The organism is Clostridium sp. AF50-3 (genome assembly GCF_003477445.1).
GTDB classification, from domain to species: Bacteria; Bacillota; Clostridia; order Lachnospirales; family Lachnospiraceae; genus Otoolea; species Otoolea fessa.
In genome coordinates, this window is the sequence record NZ_QUDH01000016.1 from 25,212 (window position 1) to 48,284 (window position 23,073).

At 49.7% G+C, this 23,073-nt stretch carries 20 protein-coding genes and 2 pseudogenes; 20 read left to right on the plus strand and 2 right to left on the minus strand.

The genetic code is table 11. The features are described from left to right. The first annotated feature begins 3 nt into the window (after positions 1–3). From DW085_RS15095 to DW085_RS15105, 3 genes are all read left to right on the plus strand, one after another. The gene (locus DW085_RS15095) at positions 4–1,626 is read left to right on the plus strand and encodes a DUF6382 domain-containing protein (RefSeq protein WP_118493410.1); all 1,623 of its coding nucleotides are present in this window, start codon (positions 4–6) and stop codon (positions 1,624–1,626) included. Positions 1,627–1,841: 215 nt separating this feature from the next. Beyond that, positions 1,842–2,264, plus strand: a complete 423-nt coding sequence (locus DW085_RS15100; RefSeq protein WP_022360422.1) for an HIT family protein — start codon at positions 1,842–1,844, stop codon at positions 2,262–2,264. Positions 2,265–2,295: 31 nt separating this feature from the next. Next, positions 2,296–2,832: an RNA polymerase sigma factor gene (locus tag DW085_RS15105; RefSeq protein ID WP_107001788.1), complete on the plus strand. Its 537-nt coding sequence runs from the start codon at positions 2,296–2,298 to the stop codon at positions 2,830–2,832. Between the two features lie 100 nt (positions 2,833–2,932). Here the strand turns inward: DW085_RS15105 and DW085_RS15110 are convergent. Continuing rightward, a pseudogene (locus DW085_RS15110) lies at positions 2,933–3,999 on the minus strand (undecaprenyldiphospho-muramoylpentapeptide beta-N-acetylglucosaminyltransferase). Between the two features lie 175 nt (positions 4,000–4,174). On the opposite strand from DW085_RS15110, the gene DW085_RS15115 reads away from it, so the two are divergent. Both DW085_RS15115 and DW085_RS15120 read left to right on the plus strand, forming a co-directional pair. Continuing rightward, the gene (locus DW085_RS15115) at positions 4,175–5,020 is read left to right on the plus strand and encodes a DUF4367 domain-containing protein (RefSeq protein WP_118493411.1); all 846 of its coding nucleotides are present in this window, start codon (positions 4,175–4,177) and stop codon (positions 5,018–5,020) included. Continuing rightward, positions 5,017–5,553 carry a hypothetical protein gene (locus tag DW085_RS15120; RefSeq protein ID WP_118493413.1) on the plus strand — a complete coding sequence of 179 codons (537 nt, stop codon included), beginning with the start codon at positions 5,017–5,019 and terminating at the stop codon, positions 5,551–5,553. The genes DW085_RS15115 and DW085_RS15120 overlap by 4 nt, the downstream gene beginning before the upstream one ends. 189 nt (positions 5,554–5,742) lie before the next feature. On the opposite strand, the gene DW085_RS15125 is transcribed toward DW085_RS15120, so the two are convergent. Continuing rightward, positions 5,743–5,991: a TIGR03905 family TSCPD domain-containing protein gene (locus DW085_RS15125; protein ID WP_022360027.1), complete on the minus strand. Its 249-nt coding sequence runs from the start codon at positions 5,989–5,991 to the stop codon at positions 5,743–5,745. 381 nt (positions 5,992–6,372) lie between these two features. Here DW085_RS15125 and DW085_RS15130 point away from each other — a divergent pair, with 381 nt between their 5' ends. The 15 genes and pseudogenes from DW085_RS15130 (at position 6,373) to tkt (ending at position 23,073) form a co-directional block, all read left to right on the plus strand. Continuing rightward, positions 6,373–7,071: a 5'-methylthioadenosine/adenosylhomocysteine nucleosidase gene (locus DW085_RS15130; protein ID WP_022360026.1), complete on the plus strand. Its 699-nt coding sequence runs from the start codon at positions 6,373–6,375 to the stop codon at positions 7,069–7,071. Positions 7,072–7,400: 329 nt separating this feature from the next. Continuing rightward, on the plus strand, positions 7,401–8,486 hold the full coding sequence (locus DW085_RS15135) for a hypothetical protein (protein WP_022360025.1): 1,086 nt from the start codon (positions 7,401–7,403) through the stop codon (positions 8,484–8,486). Between the two features lie 126 nt (positions 8,487–8,612). Continuing rightward, positions 8,613–9,962, plus strand: coding sequence for a glucose-6-phosphate isomerase (locus DW085_RS15140; RefSeq protein WP_118493415.1), 1,350 nt, complete (start codon positions 8,613–8,615; stop codon positions 9,960–9,962). A 428-nt stretch (positions 9,963–10,390) separates the two neighbouring features. After that, positions 10,391–11,758, plus strand: a complete 1,368-nt coding sequence (locus DW085_RS15145; RefSeq protein ID WP_117796607.1) for an ABC transporter substrate-binding protein — start codon at positions 10,391–10,393, stop codon at positions 11,756–11,758. Positions 11,759–12,036: 278 nt separating this feature from the next. Then, the gene (locus DW085_RS15150; protein WP_118493417.1) at positions 12,037–12,927 is read left to right on the plus strand and encodes a sugar ABC transporter permease; all 891 of its coding nucleotides are present in this window, start codon (positions 12,037–12,039) and stop codon (positions 12,925–12,927) included. Then, positions 12,917–13,741, plus strand: coding sequence for a carbohydrate ABC transporter permease (locus DW085_RS15155; protein WP_022360021.1), 825 nt, complete (start codon positions 12,917–12,919; stop codon positions 13,739–13,741). The genes DW085_RS15150 and DW085_RS15155 overlap by 11 nt, the downstream gene beginning before the upstream one ends. Before the next feature lie 42 nt (positions 13,742–13,783). Beyond that, positions 13,784–14,932: an ABC transporter ATP-binding protein gene (locus tag DW085_RS15160; RefSeq protein WP_118493419.1), complete on the plus strand. Its 1,149-nt coding sequence runs from the start codon at positions 13,784–13,786 to the stop codon at positions 14,930–14,932. A gap of 78 nt (positions 14,933–15,010) precedes the next feature. Then, entirely contained in the window at positions 15,011–15,814 is an 804-nt protein-coding gene (locus tag DW085_RS15165) for a sugar phosphate isomerase/epimerase (RefSeq protein WP_227589700.1), read from the plus strand. A 150-nt stretch (positions 15,815–15,964) separates the two neighbouring features. After that, positions 15,965–16,231: a hypothetical protein gene (locus DW085_RS15170; protein WP_107001749.1), complete on the plus strand. Its 267-nt coding sequence runs from the start codon at positions 15,965–15,967 to the stop codon at positions 16,229–16,231. Between the two features lie 45 nt (positions 16,232–16,276). Beyond that, positions 16,277–16,720 (plus strand): hypothetical protein, encoded by a 444-nt coding sequence (locus DW085_RS20675; RefSeq protein ID WP_347475117.1) that lies wholly within the window; start codon positions 16,277–16,279, stop codon positions 16,718–16,720. A gap of 2 nt (positions 16,721–16,722) precedes the next feature. After that, complete coding sequence (locus DW085_RS20680; protein WP_347475118.1) at positions 16,723–17,370, plus strand: hypothetical protein; 648 nt, start codon at positions 16,723–16,725, stop codon at positions 17,368–17,370. A 215-nt stretch (positions 17,371–17,585) separates the two neighbouring features. Further along, the gene (gene yyaC / locus DW085_RS15180; RefSeq protein ID WP_107001747.1) at positions 17,586–18,185 is read left to right on the plus strand and encodes a spore protease YyaC; all 600 of its coding nucleotides are present in this window, start codon (positions 17,586–17,588) and stop codon (positions 18,183–18,185) included. A gap of 191 nt (positions 18,186–18,376) precedes the next feature. After that, entirely contained in the window at positions 18,377–19,687 is a 1,311-nt protein-coding gene (locus DW085_RS15185) for a LysM peptidoglycan-binding domain-containing protein (protein WP_118493421.1), read from the plus strand. A gap of 128 nt (positions 19,688–19,815) precedes the next feature. Next, positions 19,816–21,042 carry a DUF5711 family protein gene (locus DW085_RS15190; protein ID WP_243024605.1) on the plus strand — a complete coding sequence of 409 codons (1,227 nt, stop codon included), beginning with the start codon at positions 19,816–19,818 and terminating at the stop codon, positions 21,040–21,042. A 46-nt stretch (positions 21,043–21,088) separates the two neighbouring features. Next, positions 21,089–23,073 (plus strand): annotated as a pseudogene (gene tkt / locus DW085_RS15195) (transketolase).

Sequence of the window (23,073 nt, forward strand, 5' to 3'; positions counted from 1 at the left end):
GGGATGGAGATTCGGTACAGCCGGGAAATGAATCATAATTATATGATAATCGAAGCGCCGGAGGAAGAAACGGGATATGCGGTACAGATGCTGTCGGCGAATGCCATCGAAGGGCTTTTGAAGTTCCGGGTCCGCCAGACGGAGGAGGCGAGAGAATATTATTATGAGATAACGTCGAGACAGCCACTTAGACGGGTGTTGGAAAAGCGGACCTTGTCGGGACAAGAACTCCGGTCGATTCTGCTTGGTGTGCTGGCGGTTCTGAAGCGGGTGGAAGAGTACCTGTTAAAAGAGGAACAGCTTTTGCTGGATCCGGAATATCTGTATCTGGAACCCGATCATTTTACTGTGGAATTATGTCTGGTTCCGGGGCATCGGGAAGAGGCGCCGCAGGCGCTCTCAAAACTGCTGGGGTATCTTCTGGAACGTGCGGATCATCAGGATCGGGAGGCTGTTGTATTAGCTTATAATCTGTACCAGATTAGTCTTCGGGAGAATTACGGAACGGCAGATCTGCTGCGCCAGCTTTCGGGGGAAGATCGGATCTTTTCGGCAGAAAAACGAAACGAGGATGAGGGGGATCCTGAGACGGCGGGAGTGTGGGCGGATCGGCAGGAGTGGCTTGAAGCGGAGCAAAATCGGAGGGATACGTTGGAATCTCGATCTGGGAAAATGGCTTCTGACACTCAAACGCCAGCCAGAAAGGATTGGAAATATAGGCAGGAAGCGTTGTATCAGGAGAAAACGATGAAAAAGAACCTGGAGTCGGTAGAGAACTCAGATGAAGTGGGGGAAAAGTCTGAAAGGGCAGGTGGAAAACAAAAGGGACAATGGCAGAACCGGTGGATAAAGGTACTTGGAAGCGCGGTGGCAGCTGGCATTGTGTATTGGTACGTGACGGGAGAAATGGATGTATGGCTGTATGCAATCAGCGGCGGCATCGGGGGAATCGTGTTTTTGAGGGAGACGTTGGCAGCCCGCAGAAAATGGCAGGTATATGGTGGCAGGAAGAAAAATCGAGGTCAGGGAGAGGATAGAGAGGAAAGCACGGAAGTGGATCAGGCGAATGAAGCTGGACGAGGTGGAAAGAGTAGTCGTGTGCGGAATGGTGAGAGGAAAGTGATCCAGAAAAAGAAAGAACGGTCTGGGATAGAAGGGACTCTATCATATCAAGACTGGCAGCAGACAACGCCTGAAAACCGCTGGCAGGTCTATCCGGAGAGTGAAGAAGCTTATCGGCAGGAACTTCGAAGAGAAGAAGAAGCACAGATAGAGCGGGCGAGAGAAGCGGGGACTACGCTTCTGTCTGCCTCAAAGAATGGGGAAGGAACGGTGCGCTTAGAGCCGGTGGAAGCCGGAGGAACAGTGATTCAGATTTCCTATATTCCATTTACACTTGGAAAACATCCGGGGCTGTCGGACGCATGTATTGACCGTCCGACCGTCAGCCGTCTTCATGCGCGGATCGATCAGAAGGAGGGCGTATACATTCTGACAGATCTCAATTCAACCAATGGAACATCGGTCAATGGCTATCCGCTTCAGGCAAATGAAACAGTCAGTTTGGGGAATGGGGATTCCATTTATTTGGCGGATGTCGGATATAAATTTTGGGAACACCGATAAATTGTCTGAAAATATGAAATAATAACCAAAAACACGAAATTGATGTGAATTATTTTGCAAGTACATCAATTTCGCGTTTCTGCAAATTTACATAGAACAAGCCATGGGGATATGCTATAATAAAGGCACTTGACATGGAAGTTTCAAGCCAAGTGACAAAAGAAAATACCGCTTTTCCAGTGAATGGAGAAGCATAGAGAGAAGGAGAGACCGACATGACAGACAAAGAATGTATTTTTTGTAAGATCGCTGGCGGAGAGATTCCATCCTCAACGGTTTATGAAGATGAAGATTTTCGTGTGATTCTGGATTTAGGACCGGCATCGAAGGGACATGCGCTGATTCTGCCGAAGCAGCATTTCAAAGATTTATGTGAGCTGGATCCGGCGATTGCGGCCAAAGCTCTTCCATTAGCTGGAAAGATTGGTGCGGCGATGAAGAAAGCACTGGGCTGCACGGGTTTCAATGTGGTTCAGAACAATGGCATATCCGCAGGACAGACTGTTTTTCATTTCCATGTACACATTATTCCGAGATATGAAAATGGACCGGATATGGTGACATGGGCGCCAGGAAAAGCAACGCCGGAAGAGCTGGCAGAAATTAGCAGCTCCATCCGCGAAGAACTGACGCGATAGGAGTTTGGATATGCACCATGAGAATGAAAAAATGGCGCTTTTTGAAGCGCTTTACAGAGAGTACCTGGTACCGCTGAAGAAATATGCGTATAGAATTGGAGTAGGGTACGATGACATTGAGGATATGGTGCATGAAGCTTTCATTGAATATTACAAGCGCTATTCGTTAGATCTGGATCATAAAGTAAAGTTGGTTTTACTGATCCGCATTTTACGGAGCAAGTGGATCGATAACCGGAGGCAGATGCGGCGCCGCGAGATGCTGCATCTGGAAGATCCGGATGCGGAAGAAGAGATTATGAACCTTCTTTTGGAAGGGGAGATAGGAATTCAGCTTCTGGATCAGGAGGTTATCGATAGGGATATCTATTGGAACGTATGGAAGATTGTCAAATCTATGAAGAAGGACTGGCGGGATGTTTTGATTCTCCGTGTTCTGGAGGGATTGACGGCGGAAGAAGCCTGTGCGGTTTTGAAAATCAAATCAACGGTATGCTGTACACGTCTTTACAGGGCAAAAGCAGAACTGCAGAAGCGCGTGTTGAGGGCAAAGCTGTTTGATATTTAAAAATCACATCGAAGCAGAGCCGTTTCGAATCTGTCCGATGTGATGATAAGCTTACATATTCAGTGTTTTAGTCTTGTACTATACAAACGTAGCAATGCTACTAACTGCGTATGCAACCATGAATCAGCCCCATGATGGTTTTGACAGCATTGTTTAAGTGACTTTCAGACATTTTATCAATGAACTGCTGGCGATTTTTATAGGTCTCTTCGATTGCCTGGCTGAGAGTATCTGCGGTTAAAACTTCTTCTTCCAGAACGGTGCTGAATCCCTGTTTTGCAAAGGAGTTGGCATTTAAGATCTGGTCGCCGCGGCTGGCAGCAGCCGACAGAGGGATCAAAATGTTCGGTTTGCGGAGTGCCAGAATTTCGCAGATGGAATTTGCGCCGCGCGGGAGATGATCAGATCTGCCGCTGCAAAGAGATGGCGGAGTGGTTTATCCACATACTCATACTGAACATATCCTTCGGTGCCGATGAGAGACTCATCCAGATTGCCTTTTCCGCAGATATGTATTACCTGATAGGTTTTCAGAAGCTGCGGAAGAATGCCGCGGACAGCCTGATTGACCGTGACGGAGCCGAGACTTCCGCCGATGATCAGAATTACTGGGCGATCGGCAGAAAGATGGGCGTACTGGAGTCCCGCCAGACGATCCCCGTGCAGAAGCTCTTCACGGATCGGGGAACCGGTCAGAACCGCCTTATCTTCCGGAAGATATTTAAGTGTTTCCGGAAAGTTGCAGCATACCTTAGAAGCGGCTGGAATACAGATTTTATTTGCCAGTCCTGGGGTCATATCGGATTCATGGATGATGACAGGCACTTTATAATGCTTGGCAGCCAGAACGACCGGAACAGCGACAAAACCGCCTTTGGAAAAGACGATATCCGGTTTGTATTTTTTCATAAGCTTGCGAGCCTCAAAGTATCCTTTCAGAACGCGAAGCGGATCTGAAAAATTCTTAAGGTCAAAATAACGGCGCAGTTTTCCCGATGAGATTCCATCGTAAGGGATGCTGGCTGCCTCGATCAGGCGGCGCTCAATGCCGTTATAAGAACCAATATAGTGAATCTCAAAGTCTTCCTCGCGCAGTGCCGGAAGCAGGGCGAGATTCGGTGTAACATGACCTGCAGTACCACCGCCGGTCAGAATGATTTTTTTCATAGTAGTTTCCTCCACACATCAGCCGCTGGTTACGGTGTGAGGGGACAACCATAACCTGAAAACAACTGTTTTTATGCTTTATCATACCCGCAAAGGGTTACATTTAGTATAGTAAACGGAAAAAAAGAAAAGTCAACCTAAAAGTTAGGACGAGGACAGAGAGGAGGGATAAAAAGTGAGCAGAAGCCGGCGCGGAAAAAAAGCTGGAGAAGATGCAGAACACCTGCTGCAGGAAGCGTTTGGAGTCAGCGAAGATCAGCTGTTGAAGGATTTTATCCTTGCACAGACGGAAGTAAAAGACAGCGACATACCTCCAGAACCAGAAGACGGCTTTGAGAGGTTGATGGCAAAGTTAGAAGCGGAGGTGGGAACAAGCCCGGAAAGTGAAAAAGAATCATCCAGCGAGAACATTGTCAAACTGCACGAAGAAGCTCGCAAACCACGCCGGCTGAAAACGATTGTGAAAGTCTCTGTAGCAGCCGCCGCTATCGCAGTGATGGTTGTGGCGATGGGAATTTCGGCTGGGGCGAAGAGGGAGTATCGGTATGTGGTGCGGGAGAAGGACAGTGTACGGAATGAGATTGTCTTAAATAATGTTGAGGCTATTTCTGGGGAGGATGAATTAGATAAAGCATATATAGAGATAGCTCGAAAAACGAAAATTGAAGTAATGAAATTGGCTTATGTACCTAAAAATTTAGAATATGTAAAGGCAGATATAGGAGAAACAAGGGCAGTAATATATTTTAAGTATGGAGAATATAAGGTAAAACTGGTACAACAAACAGGAGATGTTGGAAATTCAATGAGCATTGTTTCAGATAGGAAAAAAGGAAAAAGAATATATAATGAACTTTTAAGAGACTATATTAATATAGACAGAGCCAATGTTGAAAATGGGAAAATAGAATATAGTTCTTATTACAAAAAAGAAGATGCCTATTATCAAATTTCTGGGGTAATGCCACAAAAGGAATTTTGTAGAATGATTAAAAATCTTTATTTAGAGGAGGATTTATGAGAAAAAAATTTTATTCATTAGTTTGTGCTGGATTTATGATGGTAATGGCAGCAATGCAAGTTCAGGCAGCAGATATAAAAAATGTTAATGGCTTTTCTGTTGAAACAGCAGATTATAATACAACAGTAGTATTGGATGAAAATTCTGCAGAAGGAACAGCAGTAGGAATAGAACCGAGGGGAAGCATTATTGATACGGCAACAACTCGTATTAGTAATTTGGGAAAGGGAGATATTGGAATTATTATCGAAACATTAGCTCATGTAGAATGTGATAAGATAAAAAATATTGCAATATTGCAGCGAGAAGAAGATGGTAAATGGGTGGAGGTTTCTAGATATACATATGATGCCAAAAAGGAAGATTTTCCGACAGAGGATTTATCGGGAATGACAAATGAATTTACTGTGAAGAATCAGAAAACAGGTTATAAATATCGAGTGGTAGGAATTCATTATGTCGAGGCAAATGGAAAGGGACAGTCGTTTATGACAAAAACAGGAGGGATTAATATCACTGAATACGGCGACTAATTAAAACGGGGACAGTGTTACTAAATTTATATTTGCAACACGAAATAGTATGAAAAAAGCGATCACATAAATACCCCCACCTGCAACCATCCAGGAATTTCTGATTCAAAATTCCAGATGTTTTCAGGTGGGGTTTTAAAATGGTTTTTCACTATGTCGGCGGGTCAGAAAGAATCTACCAAAGGATACTTATTTCACGTTCGCCTTATACTCCTTCAACGCCTGTGCCAGCTGATCCGGGCAGGAAGTTGGGCGGAAGCCGCACTGGATGCCTTCGATGCGGGAGATTGCCTCGTCAATATCCATGCCATCGATCAGGCGGGCAACGCCCTGTGTGTTGCCGGAGCAGCCGCCGACGAACTGCACATTCTTTACTTTATTATCTTCTACTTCAAAATTAATCTCACGGGAACAGACTCCCTTTGTCTTGTATGTCATGGTAAAACCTCCTCAAAATGGTATGTGTTTTAATCTGCTGTGGCGGGAATCCACCGCAGTAAAATGATTATAGTCTGCCAGTAAAGGTGTTGTCAAGATAACAAAAATCCAGTATACTCATGAAAAGATACGGTGTTATTGTTTGTACAAGGTATACATGGTAACGATGCGGCTGCGCTATTATAAAGTAAATGAACGATTTTCAAATGAAAAATGATGGTGCAGGCACACACTGACTGTAGAGCCGAGTCAGCCAATGGATTTGAGGAAAGAGATGCAGGGGTATAAGCGCAGAAGATCAAATAGTAAGAATTTCTTTTTCTATAAATCTATAAAAGAAAGGCAGAAGAATAAAGAACAGAAAAACAGGAGGGCAAACAGATGTTAGGAATCATCGGAGCGATGGATGAAGAGGTGGCTCAGATCAAGGAGAAAATGACGGATGTTACCGTGACAAGTGTAGCCGGTATGGATTTTTATCAGGGCAAACTGGGCGGAAAGGACGCAGTTGTGGTTCGCTCTGGTATCGGCAAGGTAAATGCAGGTATGTGCAGTCAGATTCTGGCGGATCGGTTCCATATCAGTGCGATTGTGAACACAGGTATCGCCGGTTCCCTGCGTGCAGAGATCAATATTGGCGATATCGTTGTATCGACGGATGCGGTGCAGCATGATATGGATGCGAGCGGATTTGGATACCGGATCGGACAGATTCCGCGTGTAGATACCTTTGCATTTGAGGCGGATGAGAAGCTGCGCGAGCTGGCGATTGAGTGCAACCAGAAGGTCAATCCGGAGATTCAGGCATTTCCGGGACGCGTGGTAAGCGGCGACCAGTTTATCTCGGATAAGGCAAAAAAGGAGTGGCTGATCGAGCAGTTTAGCGCAAGCTGTACCGAGATGGAGGGCGCAGCGATCGCACAGGCGGCATATTTAAACGGAATCCCGTTCCTGATTATCCGTGCCATTTCAGATAAGGCGGATGACAGCGCAGGTATGGACTATGCGGCATTTGAGGCGCAGGCGATCAAGCATTCGGTAAACCTACTGCTTGAAATGGCATCCCGGTATGAGGCATAATGAGTCATAAATATGATTCACAGACGGAATTTTTAACAACCAGAAATTTTGCATGATACGCATTATTAATACCTATAAAAATCGAATTAAGGCAGAATTTGACGAACGATTTTCCCCTTTCTCATCTTCACAAAGACTCTTTCGGCGGATATAATAAAGCCACGATGCAGGCGGGATTTGACAGGCGCAAAAAACAGAATGTGAAAAGCAGAATGCAAAAAGCAGATTGTAAAAAGCAAATTGCAAGAGACAAACTGCGAAGCGCCTAAACCTGACCTGTGGCAAGCCATCCGGAAGTGATCCGGAAGTAGAGAAAGGGGAGCTTTTTTATGCTGGAATTTTTACAAACTGGAAAAGCGCTGTCCGTTCTTGCGGCGATCGGAATGATCGGATTTGTCAGCAAGTTGATTACACGGAGCCTCTACAAAAGATTATTAAAAGAAACTGACAACATGGCGATGACCCGGAACAAGAATCTTCAAAATCTGAAGCAGCGGTTGGAAAATACCTGCCGCCTGGGTCAGAACATCGTGAACACGCAGGCATATCTGGATAAGCAGATTGACGGATTTTCATTTTTACATATTTCGCTGGATGCGTGGAACGGCGTGTCAATGGAAATGGTGCTTTTAGGGCTTCTGACCGGAGCAGCGGAGGCATTTCTGGCATACTGGTATGAGCTGGATGCGAGCTATATTGTGCTGTATGCGTCGGCAGCTGTCATGAGCGGTCTGTTTCTGGCATTTATCGAGAGCTGTTTCCAGATTGACCAGAAACAGCAGCGGCTGGAAACGGCGCTTTTGGAGTATGTGGATAATTCGGTGTTCCTTCGGGCGGCACGTGAGAAGGAGACGCGCGGACAGGAAATGTCCGGAGCTTCAGGAGTATCCGGCGGAATTGCTGGCGTGGACTCGAATGTGCGGGAAATGCCGAAATGGCTGCAGAGTACGCTGCGGGCAGATCGCGGCGTGAGCGGTCGGGATGGTGCTGAAACGGATAACCGGGATCTGGGAGAAACGGAGTTTGAAAAAGGAAAATCGCGGACAGCGATGAGAGTGAATCCGTTCCGTGAGCGGGATGCACGGGCACAGAATCTGATGCGGGCAGTTCGCACTGCACCGCGCGAACCGGAGGAACGGGACAAGCATGAGACAGATGGGCATCTTACGGATCGCCGGATGGTATCAGGAAATGAAACGGAAAACAATACGGGTCCCAGGCAGGAAGCGAAGGAGCGTCCCGGCGACAAGGAAATGGAGTATTTGAAGCAGAGCCTCGACCAGATTGCAGCAAGCCGGGATACGCGGAAAACACGAAATGGCGAGGCAAATGCGGGTGACTGGATGAAAGGTTTGAGCCGCGAGGAGGCGCAGGTTCTGGGGGATATTATGAGGGAGTATTTATCGGGGTTGTAAATGATGATTCCAACTGAAAACTGGTTGCACACGGGTGTCCAGATTGCTATAATAAAGATAAGTTAAGTTTTTGACAAAGTAATCACGCCGCCTGCGGACGGCTGAAATGCAAAGGAGAGGAAACATATGGGAAAAGATGTGATCTTTGATTATTCAAAAGCGGCTGCATTTATTCATGAGGAAGAGATCGCCGGTATCAAGGCGGGCGTGCAGGCGGCAAGAGAGACGCTGGTAGAAAAGACCGGCGCGGGCAATGATTTTCTTGGATGGATCGACCTTCCGGTGGACTATGATAAGGAAGAGTTCGGACGCATCAAAAAAGCGGCGGAGAAGATTCAGAAGGATTCGGATGTCCTGCTGGTAATCGGTATCGGCGGTTCGTATCTGGGCGCAAGAGCGGCGATCGAGTTCCTGTCCCATAGTTTTTACAATAATCTTCCGAAAGAAAAAAGAAAAACACCGGAGATTTACTTCGTTGGCAACAGCATCAGCAGCAAATACATCCATGATCTGATGGATTTGGTCGATGGAAAAGATTTCTCTATCAATATTATTTCCAAGTCCGGTACGACAACGGAGCCGGCGATCGCATTCCGTGTATTTAAGGAGATGCTGATTGAGAAATATGGTAAAGAAGAGGCAAACAAGCGAATCTACGCGACGACAGACCGGGCGCGGGGCGCACTCAAGAATCTGGCAAATGAAGAGGGATACGAGTCCTTCGTGGTTCCGGATGATGTTGGCGGTCGTTTCTCCGTCCTGACGGCAGTCGGTCTGCTTCCGATCGCGGTCAGCGGCGCGGATATAGATGCGTTGATGCAGGGCGCGGCAGACGCGAGAAAGAATGCACTGGAGACTCCGTTTGAGAAGAATTCTGCTCTGTTATATGCGGCGGTCCGCAACATTCTGCTCCGGAAGGGCAAACAGGTCGAGATTGTGGCAAACTATGAGCCGAGCCTGCACTATGTATCGGAGTGGTGGAAACAGCTCTATGGCGAGAGCGAGGGCAAGGATCAGAAAGGTATTTTCCCGGCAGCGGTTGATTTGACGACCGATCTTCATTCGATGGGTCAGTTCATCCAGGACGGCGCGAGAATCATGTTTGAGACAGTTCTGGAAGTGGCTGAATCTTCGGCGGAGGTCATTTTGAAGAAAGAAGATGTTGACACGGACGGTATGAACTATCTGGCTGGCAAGAGCGTGGATTTCGTCAACAAGAGTGCGATGAACGGCACGATTCTGGCACATACCGACGGCAGTGTGCCGAACCTGAAAGTGACGATCCCGGCGATGGATGCGTACAGCTTAGGACAGCTCTTTTATTTCTTCGAATTTGCCTGCGGCGTCAGCGGATACCTTCTGGGTGTCAATCCATTCAACCAGCCGGGCGTAGAGAGCTATAAGAAAAATATGTTTGCACTGCTTGGCAAACCGGGCTATGAGGAAGCGAGAGAGGCGCTGCTTAAGAGACTGTAGGGGGCGGACATATAAAAAAGTATGCGTTCTGCGGCATTCTCTCCGGCATGTTCCATGAAGGAAACTGCAGCCCGGATATAAACATAGAAAACGGAACATAGAATAAAAAACGCTTTTATCAGCAAAAACTGATAGAGGCGTTTTTTTGTGTAATAGGAAATTCCTTGGAATTCCCCATTACACAAAAAGGCACATTCTTTTATGCCGCAGAACCTCGAAAAAACAATTTTCAAAAATTATAGATAATTTTTACATAAATCACCTCCTGCATTTTACAAACCATCTTTAAGATAGAATCTGGACACAGCACAAGTGATTTGACAGAAGAGAAGCGCGGCAAAGGACTCCCGATCACGATTTTGACATAGATGGCTGGTTCCAAGGTAAGACAGATTGGGAGATGGGACACCGCAGCAGGAGGAGAACGAATGAAGGTAAGTATGAGACGTCTGATGGCGCTTGCGATGGCAGGCACGATGACATTGATGGCAGGATGCAGCCAGGCATCCAGCTCGGCGACAGGAAGCAGCGACACACAGAGCGCGTCCGGAGAGAGCGGGGCAGAGAAGGCGGCATCCGGCGATAAAACGGTGATTGAATACTGGCACTGTAACGCAGAAACCCAGGGAGGTCTGGTCGTAGACGATCTGGTAAAGAAATTTAATGAGGAAAATGATCACATCGAGGTAGTAGCGAAATACAACCCGGATATGTACAAAGGTCTGATGCAGAATCTGCAGGCGGAAGCGGCGACCGGAAATACACCGGCGCTTGTTCAGATTGGCTGGGCATTTCTGGATTATTTCTCCAATAACTTTGACTATGTGGCGCCGCAGGATGCGATTGATAAATTCGACAGCGAGGATGCAAATTTCTTAACCGACAATTTCCTTCCAAATGTCTTAGACCTGGCGGTCAACAGCAACGGCGAGCAGGTCGGAATCCCGTACTCCTTAAGCAGCCCGGTTCTCTACATCAATAAAGATCTCTTAAAAGAAGCGGGCCTTTCCGAAGATGGACCGGAGACCTGGCAGGAAGTACAGGAATTTGCCGAGGCAGTCAAAGAGAAGACAGGAAAATATGGTTTCTATATGCAGGAACCGGCAGATTTCTGGGCGCAGCAGGCATTGGTTGAGAGCGCGGGAGCGGATATGTTGACTGCGGATGCATCCGGCAAGAAAAAAGCAAGCTTTGCAACCGAGGACGGCATTGCGGCAATGCAGATGATGCAGGATATGGTAAAAGATGGTTCTGCCCTTCATGTTTCATGGGAAGAGGGCTGCCAGAGCTTTATCGACGGCAACTGCGCGATGCTTTACACCACCATTGCGAGACGCGCTTCCGTACAGAAGGGGGCACAGTTTGACGTAGCAACCGTGAAATCCCCGCTGTGGAACGACAAGGAGCGCAAGGTTCCGGCAGGCGGCTGTTTCTTAGCCATCACCGCGCAGAGCGACGAGCAGATTCAGGCGGCATGGGAGTTTGAAAAGTATCTTTACAGCGTAGAATCAATGGCAGCATGGACCGAGGGAACCGGTTATGTACCGCCGAGAAAAGATGTGGCAGAGGCAGAAAATGGATTGAAAGATTTTCTGGCTGAGAACACAATGATGAATGCAGCGATTGAGCAGATGGACGGCGTTGTATCATGGACCGCATTCCCGGGCGATGCAGGCCTTGAGGCAGAGCAGCTTCTTCTGGATATGAGAGACCAGATTCTGGGCGGTCAGGTATCTGCGAAAGATGGTATGACGAGCACACAGGATGCGATCAACCAGCTGCTGGATGCACAGTAGGGACAGGCAGCCTGACGCTTGGAACAGCTTTCGGGTGGCAGAAAAATCATTACAAAATTTAGGACAGAAATGAGAATGGGGTTGTTGCGGAATAGCAGAACGTGTTTTGGCAGAATGGACTGCGTGCAGATAAGACGCAGGAAGCGGCCGGAGCGCGAAAGAGCTGTTTGGCGGCAGCCCCTTCATAAAATGCAGGCTCAGAGTCTTTCCAACACCTGCTGTTGTGGCTGGGCAGGCGCCGAAAGATTCCGAGCGTACATTAGAATGGAGGAAATAGTTTGAATCGGGAGGACAAAAAACAGGCAGCGCTTGGATATGTTTTTTTGCTGCCGTCGCTCGTCGTGTTTGCGGTATTTATGTTTTATCCGCTTTTTTACACGCTGTATTTGAGTTTTTTTGAGTGGAACATGGTAAAGCCGGTCAAGAAGTTTGTGGGACTGGGGAATTATATTTCCGTTTTGAAGGATCCGAATACATGGAAAATCTTTGGCAATACATTCTGGTACATCGTGATTCTTCTGGTGTTTAACTTTGTGATGCCGTACATTTTATCATTCATTCTTTCGTGCGTCATCAAAAAGGGACAGAGTTTTTACAAGGCGGTCTTTTTCCTGCCGAGTGTGATTTCGCTGGTCGTCGGCTCGATTCTGTATACATGGATTCTGAATCCGATTTCGGGTCCGGTCGCGATTGTGGCAGGCTGGTTTGGGCTGAAACTGCCGTTTTGGTCGAAAACGGAGGGCTGGGTCATCGCGGTACTCTGTATTATCACGACCTGGAAGACGTTTGGCTACAATTTCATCAACATCCTAGCGGGCGTCTCCGGTGTCTCAATGGAGGTCATCGAGGCGGCGCGTCTGGAAAATGTGCCGATGTGGAAGATTTTTAAGGATATCGTCGTGCCGATGAGTTCTGCAACTGGAATCTATGTGTTTATTACGACGATCGTGCAGGGACTCCAGTATGTGTTCACGCCGATCAAGGTCGTCACACAAGGAGGACCGAACTATGCCAGTTCGAACCTGATTTATATGTCGTACCATGAGGCGTTTACACTCTATAAAACAGGAACTTCCTCGGCGGTATCGGTCATGACGATGGCACTCTTTATCATTCTTTTGGTGCTGGAATTCCGGTTTGTAGAAAAGGGGGTTTACTATGAAAACTAAAGACAGACAGATCGGCTGGCATCTGTTTCTGGTGGTGGTCGTTTTCCTCCTTCTGATGCCGATCGTATTTGCAATTTCCAACTCTTTCAAGACGATGCAGGAGGCGTTCAACACGGTTTTTCAGGTGATTCCGCTGCATCCGACGCTGGAAAATTACCGGCATGTATTTGACAAACTGCCGTTTGTGAAAATCACGCTGAATACGTTTCTGATCGCATCGACGGTCACGATTTTTAAGACAATCACGGGACTTCTGGCGGCGTATGCGTTCGTCTATTTCCGGTTTAAGGGAAAAGGATTTTTGTATTTTATTATGTTAAGTACGCTGTTCATCCCGTTTACGGTCACGATGATTCCAAATTATCTTCTGATCTCTAAAATCGGTCTGCGCGATCGTATCTGGGGCGTCGCACTGCCGCAGCTGGCGGATGTGCTGGGAATTTTCCTGCTGCGCCAGGCAATGCGTGGAATCCCGCTGGCACTCATTGAGGCGGCACGGATGGAAAATATCCGGCACATGAAAATCATGCGCGACATTGTGATTCCGCTGGTGCGTCCGTCCATCATTTCCACCGGCATCATTTTCTTTATCAATTCGTGGAATGAATATGTGTGGCCGGTGCTGATCTTAAAATCCAAGGAAAATTATACGCTGTCGCTGGCATTGCAGATGTACATCAGCGCCGAGGGCGGTACGGAATTTACGATCGCGATGGCGGTGTCGGTGCTCACGATGCTGATTCCGCTGGTACTGTATATCATTTTCCAGCGCTATATCATCAATACATTTGCGGCGTCTGGATTGAAGGGATAACGGGAGATTGCGCTGGACATAAGAAAGGGATAGATTAATTCAATGAAAAATATTGTATTTGAAAATGTTAAAAAAGCGTATGGCAAAAATGTGGTCGTGGAGGACCTCTGCATGGAGGTAAAGGAGGGCGAACGCCTGATTTTATTAGGTCCGTCCGGCTGTGGAAAATCGACGACACTTCGCATGATTGCGGGACTGGAAAATGTGACCGCCGGAAACCTGTGGATGCGCGACCAGGTGGTAAATGATGTGCCGTGCGGCGAGCGCGGTGTCTCGATGGTGTTTCAAAACTATGCGCTGTTTCCGCATATGAGCGTCAAGAATAATATCATATATGGTTTAAAAGCGCACAAGATGGATGAGAACGAGATCGATGCGCGCTTAAAAGAAGTCCTCAAAATGCTGGAACTGAAAGGGCTGGAGGATCGGAAGCCGAAGGAGCTTTCCGGCGGACAGCGCCAGAGAGTGGCATTGGCGAGAGCCGTGGTAAAGCGCGCCGACTATTTCCTTCTGGACGAGCCGCTGTCAAACCTGGATGCACAGCTTAGGATGCGTGCGAGAAAAGAACTGGTAAAAATCCATGAAATGTACCACCCGACGTTAGTCTACGTTACGCACGACCAGATCGAGGCGATGACGGTTGGCGATCGGATCGCGCTCATGTACCGGGGCAAGATGGAAATGCTCGATACCCCGTCACACGTGTACAATCGTCCGGCAAGCGTGTTCTGTGCGAAGTTTATCGGTTCGCCGTCCATGAATATCGTGGAGGCGGAATATCATAACGGGGCGCTTGTCATCGGGAAACAGAAGGTAGAACTTCCGGGTATCTGGCAGCGGATCGCCGCGCAGTGCCCGTCGGGACTGCTGTACGCCGGTGTCCGCCCGGAACACGTGATGATGAGCCGCACCCCGCAGGAGCGGTCGATCGAGGGCATGGTCCGTTACGTGGAGGATTACGGAAACCGGTACGGTGTTTATATTCAGGTCGAGGGAGACAAGAACGAGCTGATTGCCATCCGCGAGGGCGAGATTCCACAGCCGGGTGAGAAGGTATACATCCATGTGGAGACGGAAAAGCTGCATCTGTTTGACCGCGGGACGGAGAAATCGCTCGGTTACCCGGAGATGGTGATCCGCGCACAGGAAAAGCTGGCGGTGCCGAAATTGGAAAAGGCGATCGCCCAGTAAGAATAGAGATAATAGAGCGAAAAAAGTGTTTTCAAAACAAGATTATGAACGTATATTTTGAAGAGGAGACATGCAATCATGAGAAAAATTCTTATCAGCACTAATATGTATAAAGGCAGCGAGTTCGGTCAGGTTCTTCCGTATCTCAAACGGTTTCCTGGACAGGTGGGAGTCGAGGTGTTTCCGATGTTTCATGAGGAATGCTTTGAGAAGAACCTGCGGGACGCCATGCCGCTCTTAAAGGAAGTCCCGGTCAGCTTCCATGGTCCATATTATCAGGCAGAGCATTCGGCAGCGGAGGGGACTGTAGAGTATGCGCGCACGATGGAGCTGCTTGAAAAGACGCTTTCGTATGCGAAAGAGCTTTCAAGCAAATATCTCGTTTATCATCACAACAACTGCCGCATCATACCGGGCGAGAAGGAAGACCGCGTCCGTGTTTCCTGTGAAAATTATTACACCGTGAAACAGCTGTGTGAGGAGGCGGGAACCCAGGTGGTCGTGGAGAATGCCGGAGTTCTGGAGCGCGGAAACCGTCTCTTCGATGAGCAGGAATTTATCGATCTGTGCCGCCGGGAACAGTATGCGGTGCTCATCGACATCGGGCACGCCTGGGCGAACGGCTGGTCGCTTAAGCGGGTCGTAAACGCGCTGGCGGACCAGATTGTGGCGTACCATCTCCACAACAACGACGGTGTCCACGACAGCCATCAGAGGATTCATGAGGGAACACTTGATTTTGACTGCTTTTTAAAACTGGCAAAGCAGGCGACGCCGGATGCCGAGTGGGTCATGGAGTATGCGATGGACGTTTCTGGAAATGTGCGGGGGATTGAGGAAGATCTGCAGTTTCTTTTGAAAATGGGAAGTGCTGCACGATGACACAGTGGCAGTGAATTTTGCCGAAAAGCCCCGCCTTGTCAACTCTTAAAAAAGCTGATATACTGGACATAAGATTGTGAGAAAAGATGTCCGGAGAGAACATCCGGACACGGTAAAAATGAAATTTGACAGCGGGAAAGGAACGGCAGGATGTTTCGTCTTTGGGGAAAAATGATGAAGGAAAACCGGATGCTTAGGGATATTGTGATCAGCAACGGTGATTATACAATGTCGAGAACGGCGATGGTGTTTGACGCGATCGACCAGATTTGCTATGCCTTTGATCTGGGGCATCCGGTCTGGCTGGATAAGACGATCGAGGAGTTCAAACGCCACGATAAGGCGCGTTTTACCCAGGACAACTTTATCGAGAGCATCGATTTCGATTATCTGGAGATACAGGTGCTGGAAGAATAAAGGGCAGGCAGCCGTTACAAAAAGACAAAGACCGGGAGGGGCGAGATGGCACAGGCGATAACGGATGTGAAAACATTTCTGGAAGACGCCAGACAGGCAGTGGTGGAGCTGGCGGAGTTTGAAAAACAGGAGGAGACGCTTGCTCAGGAAGAGAAAAAGCGTCTGCGCGTGCTGGAGACGGAGCGGAAAGCGGTGGCGGATGCCGTGAATTCGACCGTGAAAAAGCGCCGGGATGAGATTGAAAAAAGCTATGACGATGAGCTTGGGAAGCTGCAGGATAAGCTGAAACGCACGCGGACACGCCGCGAAAAGGCGAAAAACCAGGGCATCAAGGAGCGGATTAAGGAAGAAACGCAGGAGCTTCACGCGCACAACCGAGAGCTTGCCGTGCGGATGCGGACGCTGTTCCAGTCGGATCGTGTTCCATTTGTCTGCAAAAGCCCACTGTACTATGCGCTGTATTTCCCGAGGGATTCAAAGAATTTCTGACGGTGTTGATTACCTTTGCGATCTGTTTCCTGTTGATCCCGTGCGGCATCTACAAGCTGCTTCCAGAACAGAAGACTTTATACCTGGCGATGATCTACGGCGTGGATGTGGTTGTTTTTGGCGGACTGTATATCCTGATTGGAAACTGGACGAAGGATCGCCATCTGGCGGCGCTGCAGGAAGGACGTTCGATCCGCAGTCTGATCGCGGCGAACAACCGCAAGATCGCGGTGATCACCTCCTCGATCCGCCGGGATCGCAGTGAAGCGCTCTACGATCTGGAAAAATACGACGATGAGATCTCCCAGATGGAGCAGGATCTGGAGGAGACGGCGAAGAAGAAAAAGGACGCATTAAACACCTTCGAAAATGTGACAAAAACCATCCTGACCGATGAGATCACCAGCAACAGCCGTGCAAAGCTCGAACAACTCAAAGAAGGCCATCAGGAGGTCGAGAGCCGCCTGCATTATACCGAGACGGTAATCAAGGAAAAGAGAATCTTTATCACAGATACCTACGAGTGCTACTTAGGCAAGGAATTTCTGAATCCAGAAAAGTTGGACGCGCTGAAACATATTCTGGATAACAGCACAGCCGTTAATTTAAGCGAGGTCATCGCAGAGTACCGCGAACGCGGCGGAAAGTAAACTGTGGAAATTATTTCATAAAAATAAATAATTAGATATAGGAACAACCAGAAAAAAGATGTGACACCGGGCGCTGTAAAGCTGCCTTCTGTCACATCTTTTTTCGTCCGTGTATATATCCTTCAATTTTCGCATAATTTCCTGCCACCCCGCCTATAATAAAGGTAAAACAACCCCTGTCCAACAGGCAGGGAGAAAACAGGACGGTGTGGGAGATGAACAGACGGGGACGCAGCCGGTTCGGTGGCAGTCCGGAGATATATTACTACAATTCAGCCCGCCGGGACGCGGTGGGAGAGCTGGCAGGGCAGTTAAGTGGGCTGATTCAGGAAGAAATGACCCGAAGGCATAAAAAGAAACTGGTTTTCCTCTGCATCGGCACGGATCGCTCGACCGGAGACAGTCTGGGACCGTTGATCGGATATAAACTCAAACAGGAACGGCGGCGCGGTACGCTGGTATTCGGAACACTTGATCGCCCCGTGCACGCGATGAACCTGGAACATTACGTGCAGGTTTTAAAAAATGGGTACCCGGATGCGCTGGTGGTGGCGGTCGATGCCTCGGTTGGCGATGAAAGCCACGTCGGCTATGTCACGCTGGGGCGTGGGGCTTTAAAGCCGGGGCTTGGCGTCTGCAAGGAGCTTCACGCGGTCGGAGATCTCTTTATCACCGGGATCGTGGCGGGCTGCAGCCATTACGATCCGATGATGCTGCAGAGTATCCGCCTGGCACTCGTCATGCAGCTGGCAGACTGCATCAGCGCGGGGATCGGGCTTGTCGAAAATTTTTGCCTGGATGCTGCCTCCGTTTGACAAATTTTGCATGCAATCGGCGTTATGATAGGCGGAAAGAAATTCATCATACTCCTGAAATTACGGAAAATCATGTTACTGTATTTGTGCAGGTATTTTCAGCACTGAAAATGCTGCGCGGTGCAGCAATCAAATCATGGAAGCAAGTACAGACCCGGTTTCAGGAGAATCTATCATAGCGGGGTGAACATATGGGAGAATATTCTGGTTCCCGCGCAGAACTGCCGAAAAATATCCGGCAGATCGGCGAGCGGGATGAGGTGGTCCGGTTGTATGTGGAGGATTATGTAAACACGTATTTGAAACAGGTATATCCATCCGGCGGACCGGGACTCCGGGTCGGGCTGCTGCTCGGAAATTCGGATCCACAGCAGGAGGTTCCGTGCCTCTTTGTGGACGGGGCGCTGGAGATGGAGGAGGTTGTGCCGTCCGGGGAGAAGATTGTCTTTTCGGAGGCGGCATGGAAAAAGGCATACCAGCGGATGGAGGAGACATTTCCGAAAAAGACCGTGCAGGGGTGGTTTATCTGCGGCGCGCCGGGGTGTATGTTAAGTCCCCTGACCTACTGGCGGCTGCACAAGCAGTATTTCGGCGGGAAAAACCAGCTCATGTACATAAACAGCGGTGTGGACGGTGAGGCGGCATACTATGTGATGTCGGAGGACGGGTTTTACCGTTTGAAAGGATATCATATATATTACGAGAAAAACCAGATGATGCAGGACTATATGATTCTGCGGAAGGACGCCCGCCGGGTGGAGACAGGCACCGGCGATCGGGTGATCCGCGATTTCCGTAACCGGATGGAAGAGCGGCAGCAGGAGGCGGCGTCGCGTTACGGGACGATCCGGGCGCTGGGGACGCTGTGCGGCGTGCTTTCGGTCGCGGTGCTTGCCGGCGGCGTGGTGCTTTTCGGCAATTACCAGAAAATGCGCGAGATGGAGAGTGTGCTGGTATCCGTCCTTCCGGATGGTGTGCGGGGCACTGCGGACGGGAAAGAGGCGGTCACGGTGGAACAGCTCCGCGGCAGTGTGACGCCGCTTGAGAGCGGCGAGGCCGGCGCGGGTGTGGATGCAGACGGAACAACAGCGCAAAACGGAGGACAGGCGCATAAATGGACACTTGAGAGCGCGGCGGATGGAGACACAGAGGGCACTGCCATAGCAGGCAGACAGAATGGACAGGCTTCCGGCGGGCAGAGCGAAGAGGACGGAAAAATGGCGGAGACGAAAGCCCCGTACATTTTGCCGGAGCCGGAGGCACAGCGCGACCTGCCGAATCCGGGCGGCAATTCGACGGCGGGACAGGACTATCCGGTCACAAACTTGAAGCCCGGCGGCACGTACACGGTCGGGGACGGGGAGACGCTCTATGGGATCTGTTTTAAGCTTTATGGCAATATCCGTCATCTGGACGATATCCTTGCGGTCAACCATCTGACCGATGAAAACCGCATTATCGCAGGGCAGACGCTGGTGCTGCCGGATGTGTCCGGAGAATAGCAAAAAGATAATGCCAAACCATCTAAAATAGTGTATAATCAAGATGGCAGTCCAGCTACAGGAGATAAAAAAATGAGTGAGATGAACCGATTGAACGGGAACAGAAGAAAAAGCAGCTGAGAGGGCGTGTGATCGACACCGCCACGCAGGACATGTTTCCCCGCCGGGGCATAAGCCACGGGGAAAATGAGGAAGAGGTGGCGGAGAAAGCCGAGCGCCATTCCAGACGGAAACGTCTCCGCAGGGTGCTGACGGCGGTGTTAATCGCGGCGCTTTTGGCGGCTGGTTTTATGTATTATAAAGATAACCATGCCTACACGGACTATACGGTGGCGTGGGAAAAAGAGATTGCGGCGAGTGAGAGCAGCACGACGGAATTTGTCCCGTTTGGGGAAAATGTCCTGAAATACACGAAGGACGGAGCTTCCTATCTGGACAAGTCCGGCAAGGCGGTCTGGTCGATGAGTTATGAGCTGAAATCACCGATCTGCTATGTCAACGGCGATTATGCCGTGATCGGGGACCAGCAGGGCAATGATATTTATATTGTGGACAAGACCGGAAGCCAGGGACAGGCGACGACGCTTTTGCCGATCCTGCGCGTCAGCGTATCGGCATACGGCATCGTGGCGGCGCTGGTGGAGGACAGCAATGCTTCGTATGTGACCTTTTTCAAGAAAGACGGCAGCGAGCTTGACTGGGCGATCAAGACGGTTATGTCGGGAAATGGTTACCTGATGGATGTTTCCTTATCGCCGGATGGTACGCAGGTCATGCTTTCCGACCTGTATCTGCAGGACGGAGCACTCAAAAACCGGATTGTATTTTACAATTTCTCCGAATATGGAAAGAATTATCCAGACCGTCTGGTCGGAGGTTTTGATGAGCTGGGAGACAGCATCTGTCCGCGCGTCCGGTTCCTCGACGAGGATCACGCGTGTGCATTTGCGGATGATCAGGTGGCATTTTTCTCTTTGGAAAATGTAACAAGCCCGGCGCTGGTGCGCCAGGCGGAGATCGACGGGGAAGTCCGCGGCGTGGCATGGTCGAAGGACTATGTGGCGGTCATCTCGGACAACACCGAGGGCGGAAGTGAGAGCCGTTTGAGCATGTTTAAATCCGATGGAACCGCTATGGGTACGGCAGATTTCTCGTATTCGTGGCGTAACATAAATATACAGGGCGATTTCGTCATCCTAAATAACGAAAATTCCTGCCGGGTCTACAGTCTGTCCGGCAAGGAGCGGTTTGCCGGGGAGTTTGATTTCTCTGTGGCGCAGGTAACACGCGGCCGCGCGTTCAATTCACTGATTATCAGCGGCGGCGACCGGATGCGCGAGATCCGCCTCAAATAACACACGTTTAGTTTTTAAAATTAAGATACATAGCAGGAGGTTACTTATGAATCAGATTGACACATTATCCGTAAACGCGATCCGGATTTTATCCGCAGACGCAATCCAGAAGGCAAATTCCGGTCATCCGGGACTTCCGCTGGGATGTGCAGCAGCGGCTTATGAACTGTGGGCACATCATATGAACCATAACCCAGCTAACCCGAAGTGGGAGAACAGAGACCGTTTCATCTTATCCGGCGGTCATGGTTCCATGCTGCTGTACTCTCTGCTGCACCTGTTTGGCTACGGAAATCTTTCCAAAGAAGATCTGATGAACTTCCGCCAGTTAGATTCCAAGACTCCGGGACATCCGGAATATGGTCATACCGTTGGCGTTGAGGCGACGACCGGTCCGCTGGGCGCAGGTATGGGTATGGCAGTCGGCATGGCGATGGCTGAGGCACATCTGGAAAGCGTATTCAACAAAGAAAATTATCCGGTAGTTGACCATTACACCTATGTATTGGGCGGCGACGGATGTATGATGGAAGGCATTTCCTCTGAGGCATTCTCTCTGGCAGGTACCCTGGGACTTTCCAAGCTGATTGTTCTCTATGATTCCAACCGCATCTCCATCGAGGGAAGCACCGACATCGCATTCCGTGAGAATGTACAGGAGCGTATGCAGGCATTTGGTTTCCAGACGATCACGGTAGAAGACGGCAATGATATCGACGCGATCGGCAAGGCGATCGAGGCTGCAAAGGCAGATACCGAGCATCCGTCCTTTATCACCATCAAGACGCAGATCGGCTTCGGCTGCCCGGCAAAACAGGGCAAGGCGAGCGCACACGGCGAGCCGCTGGGCGTGGAGAATGTGGAAGCACTCAGAAAGAACTTAAACTGGCCGAGCGAAGAGCCGTTCTTCGTACCGGAAGAGGTATACAAAAACTACTCCGAGATCGCAGAGCAGAAGGCAGAGGTAGAAGCTGCATGGAACGTGATGTTTGCCGCTTACTGCGAGGAATATCCGGAGATGGAAGCGCTCTGGAACCAGTATCACAATGCAAAGGCGGGCGAGGCGCTGAAAGATGACGCCGGATTCTGGGCAAAACAGGAGAAACCGGAAGCAAGCCGTGCGATCTCCGGACGCCTGATCAACTACATCAAGGATGTTCTGCCGAACCTGTTTGGCGGTTCTGCTGACCTAGCACCGTCCAACAAGACCAACATGAAGGATGCGGGCGACTTCTCCAAGGAGGACAGAGCTGGACGCAACCTGCACTTCGGTGTCCGCGAGCTTGCGATGGCAGCGATCGGAAATGGCATCATGCTGCACGGCGGTCTGCGTGCGTATGTATCGACCTTTTTTGTATTCAGTGATTACTGCAAACCGATGGCAAGACTGTCTGCACTGATGGGCGTGCCGCTGACCTATGTATTTACGCATGACAGTATCGGCGTTGGCGAGGATGGACCGACCCATGAGCCGATCGAGCAGATGGCAGCGCTGCGTGCGATGCCGAACTTCCATGTATTCCGCCCGTGCGATGCGACCGAGACAGAGGCAGCTTGGTACAGTGCTGTTACTTCTGAGCACACACCGACCGCACTGGTGCTGACCAGACAGAATCTGGAGCCGATGGCAGGCAGCAGCCGTGAGGCATTAAAGGGCGGCTACATCATCGACGACTGCGAGGGCACACCGGAGTTAATTCTGATTGCCAGCGGTTCCGAGGTAGCTCTGGCGGTTCATGCAAAAGAGACTCTGGCAGCAGAAGGTCAGAAAGTCCGCGTTGTCTCCATGCCGTGTATGGATCTGTTCGAGGAGCAGAGCGAGGAGTACAAGGAGTCCGTACTTCCGAGAGAAGTACGCCGCCGTGTAGCAGTAGAGGCGCTTGGAGCTTCGGCTGGGACAAGTACACCGGCTTAGACGGCAAGATCATCGCGATGGAAAGTTTCGGCGCCAGCGCACCGGCAGGGCTTCTGTTCAAGAAGTTCGGCTTTACCGTTGAGCATGTGGTAGAGGTGGCTAAGAGCCTGAAATAA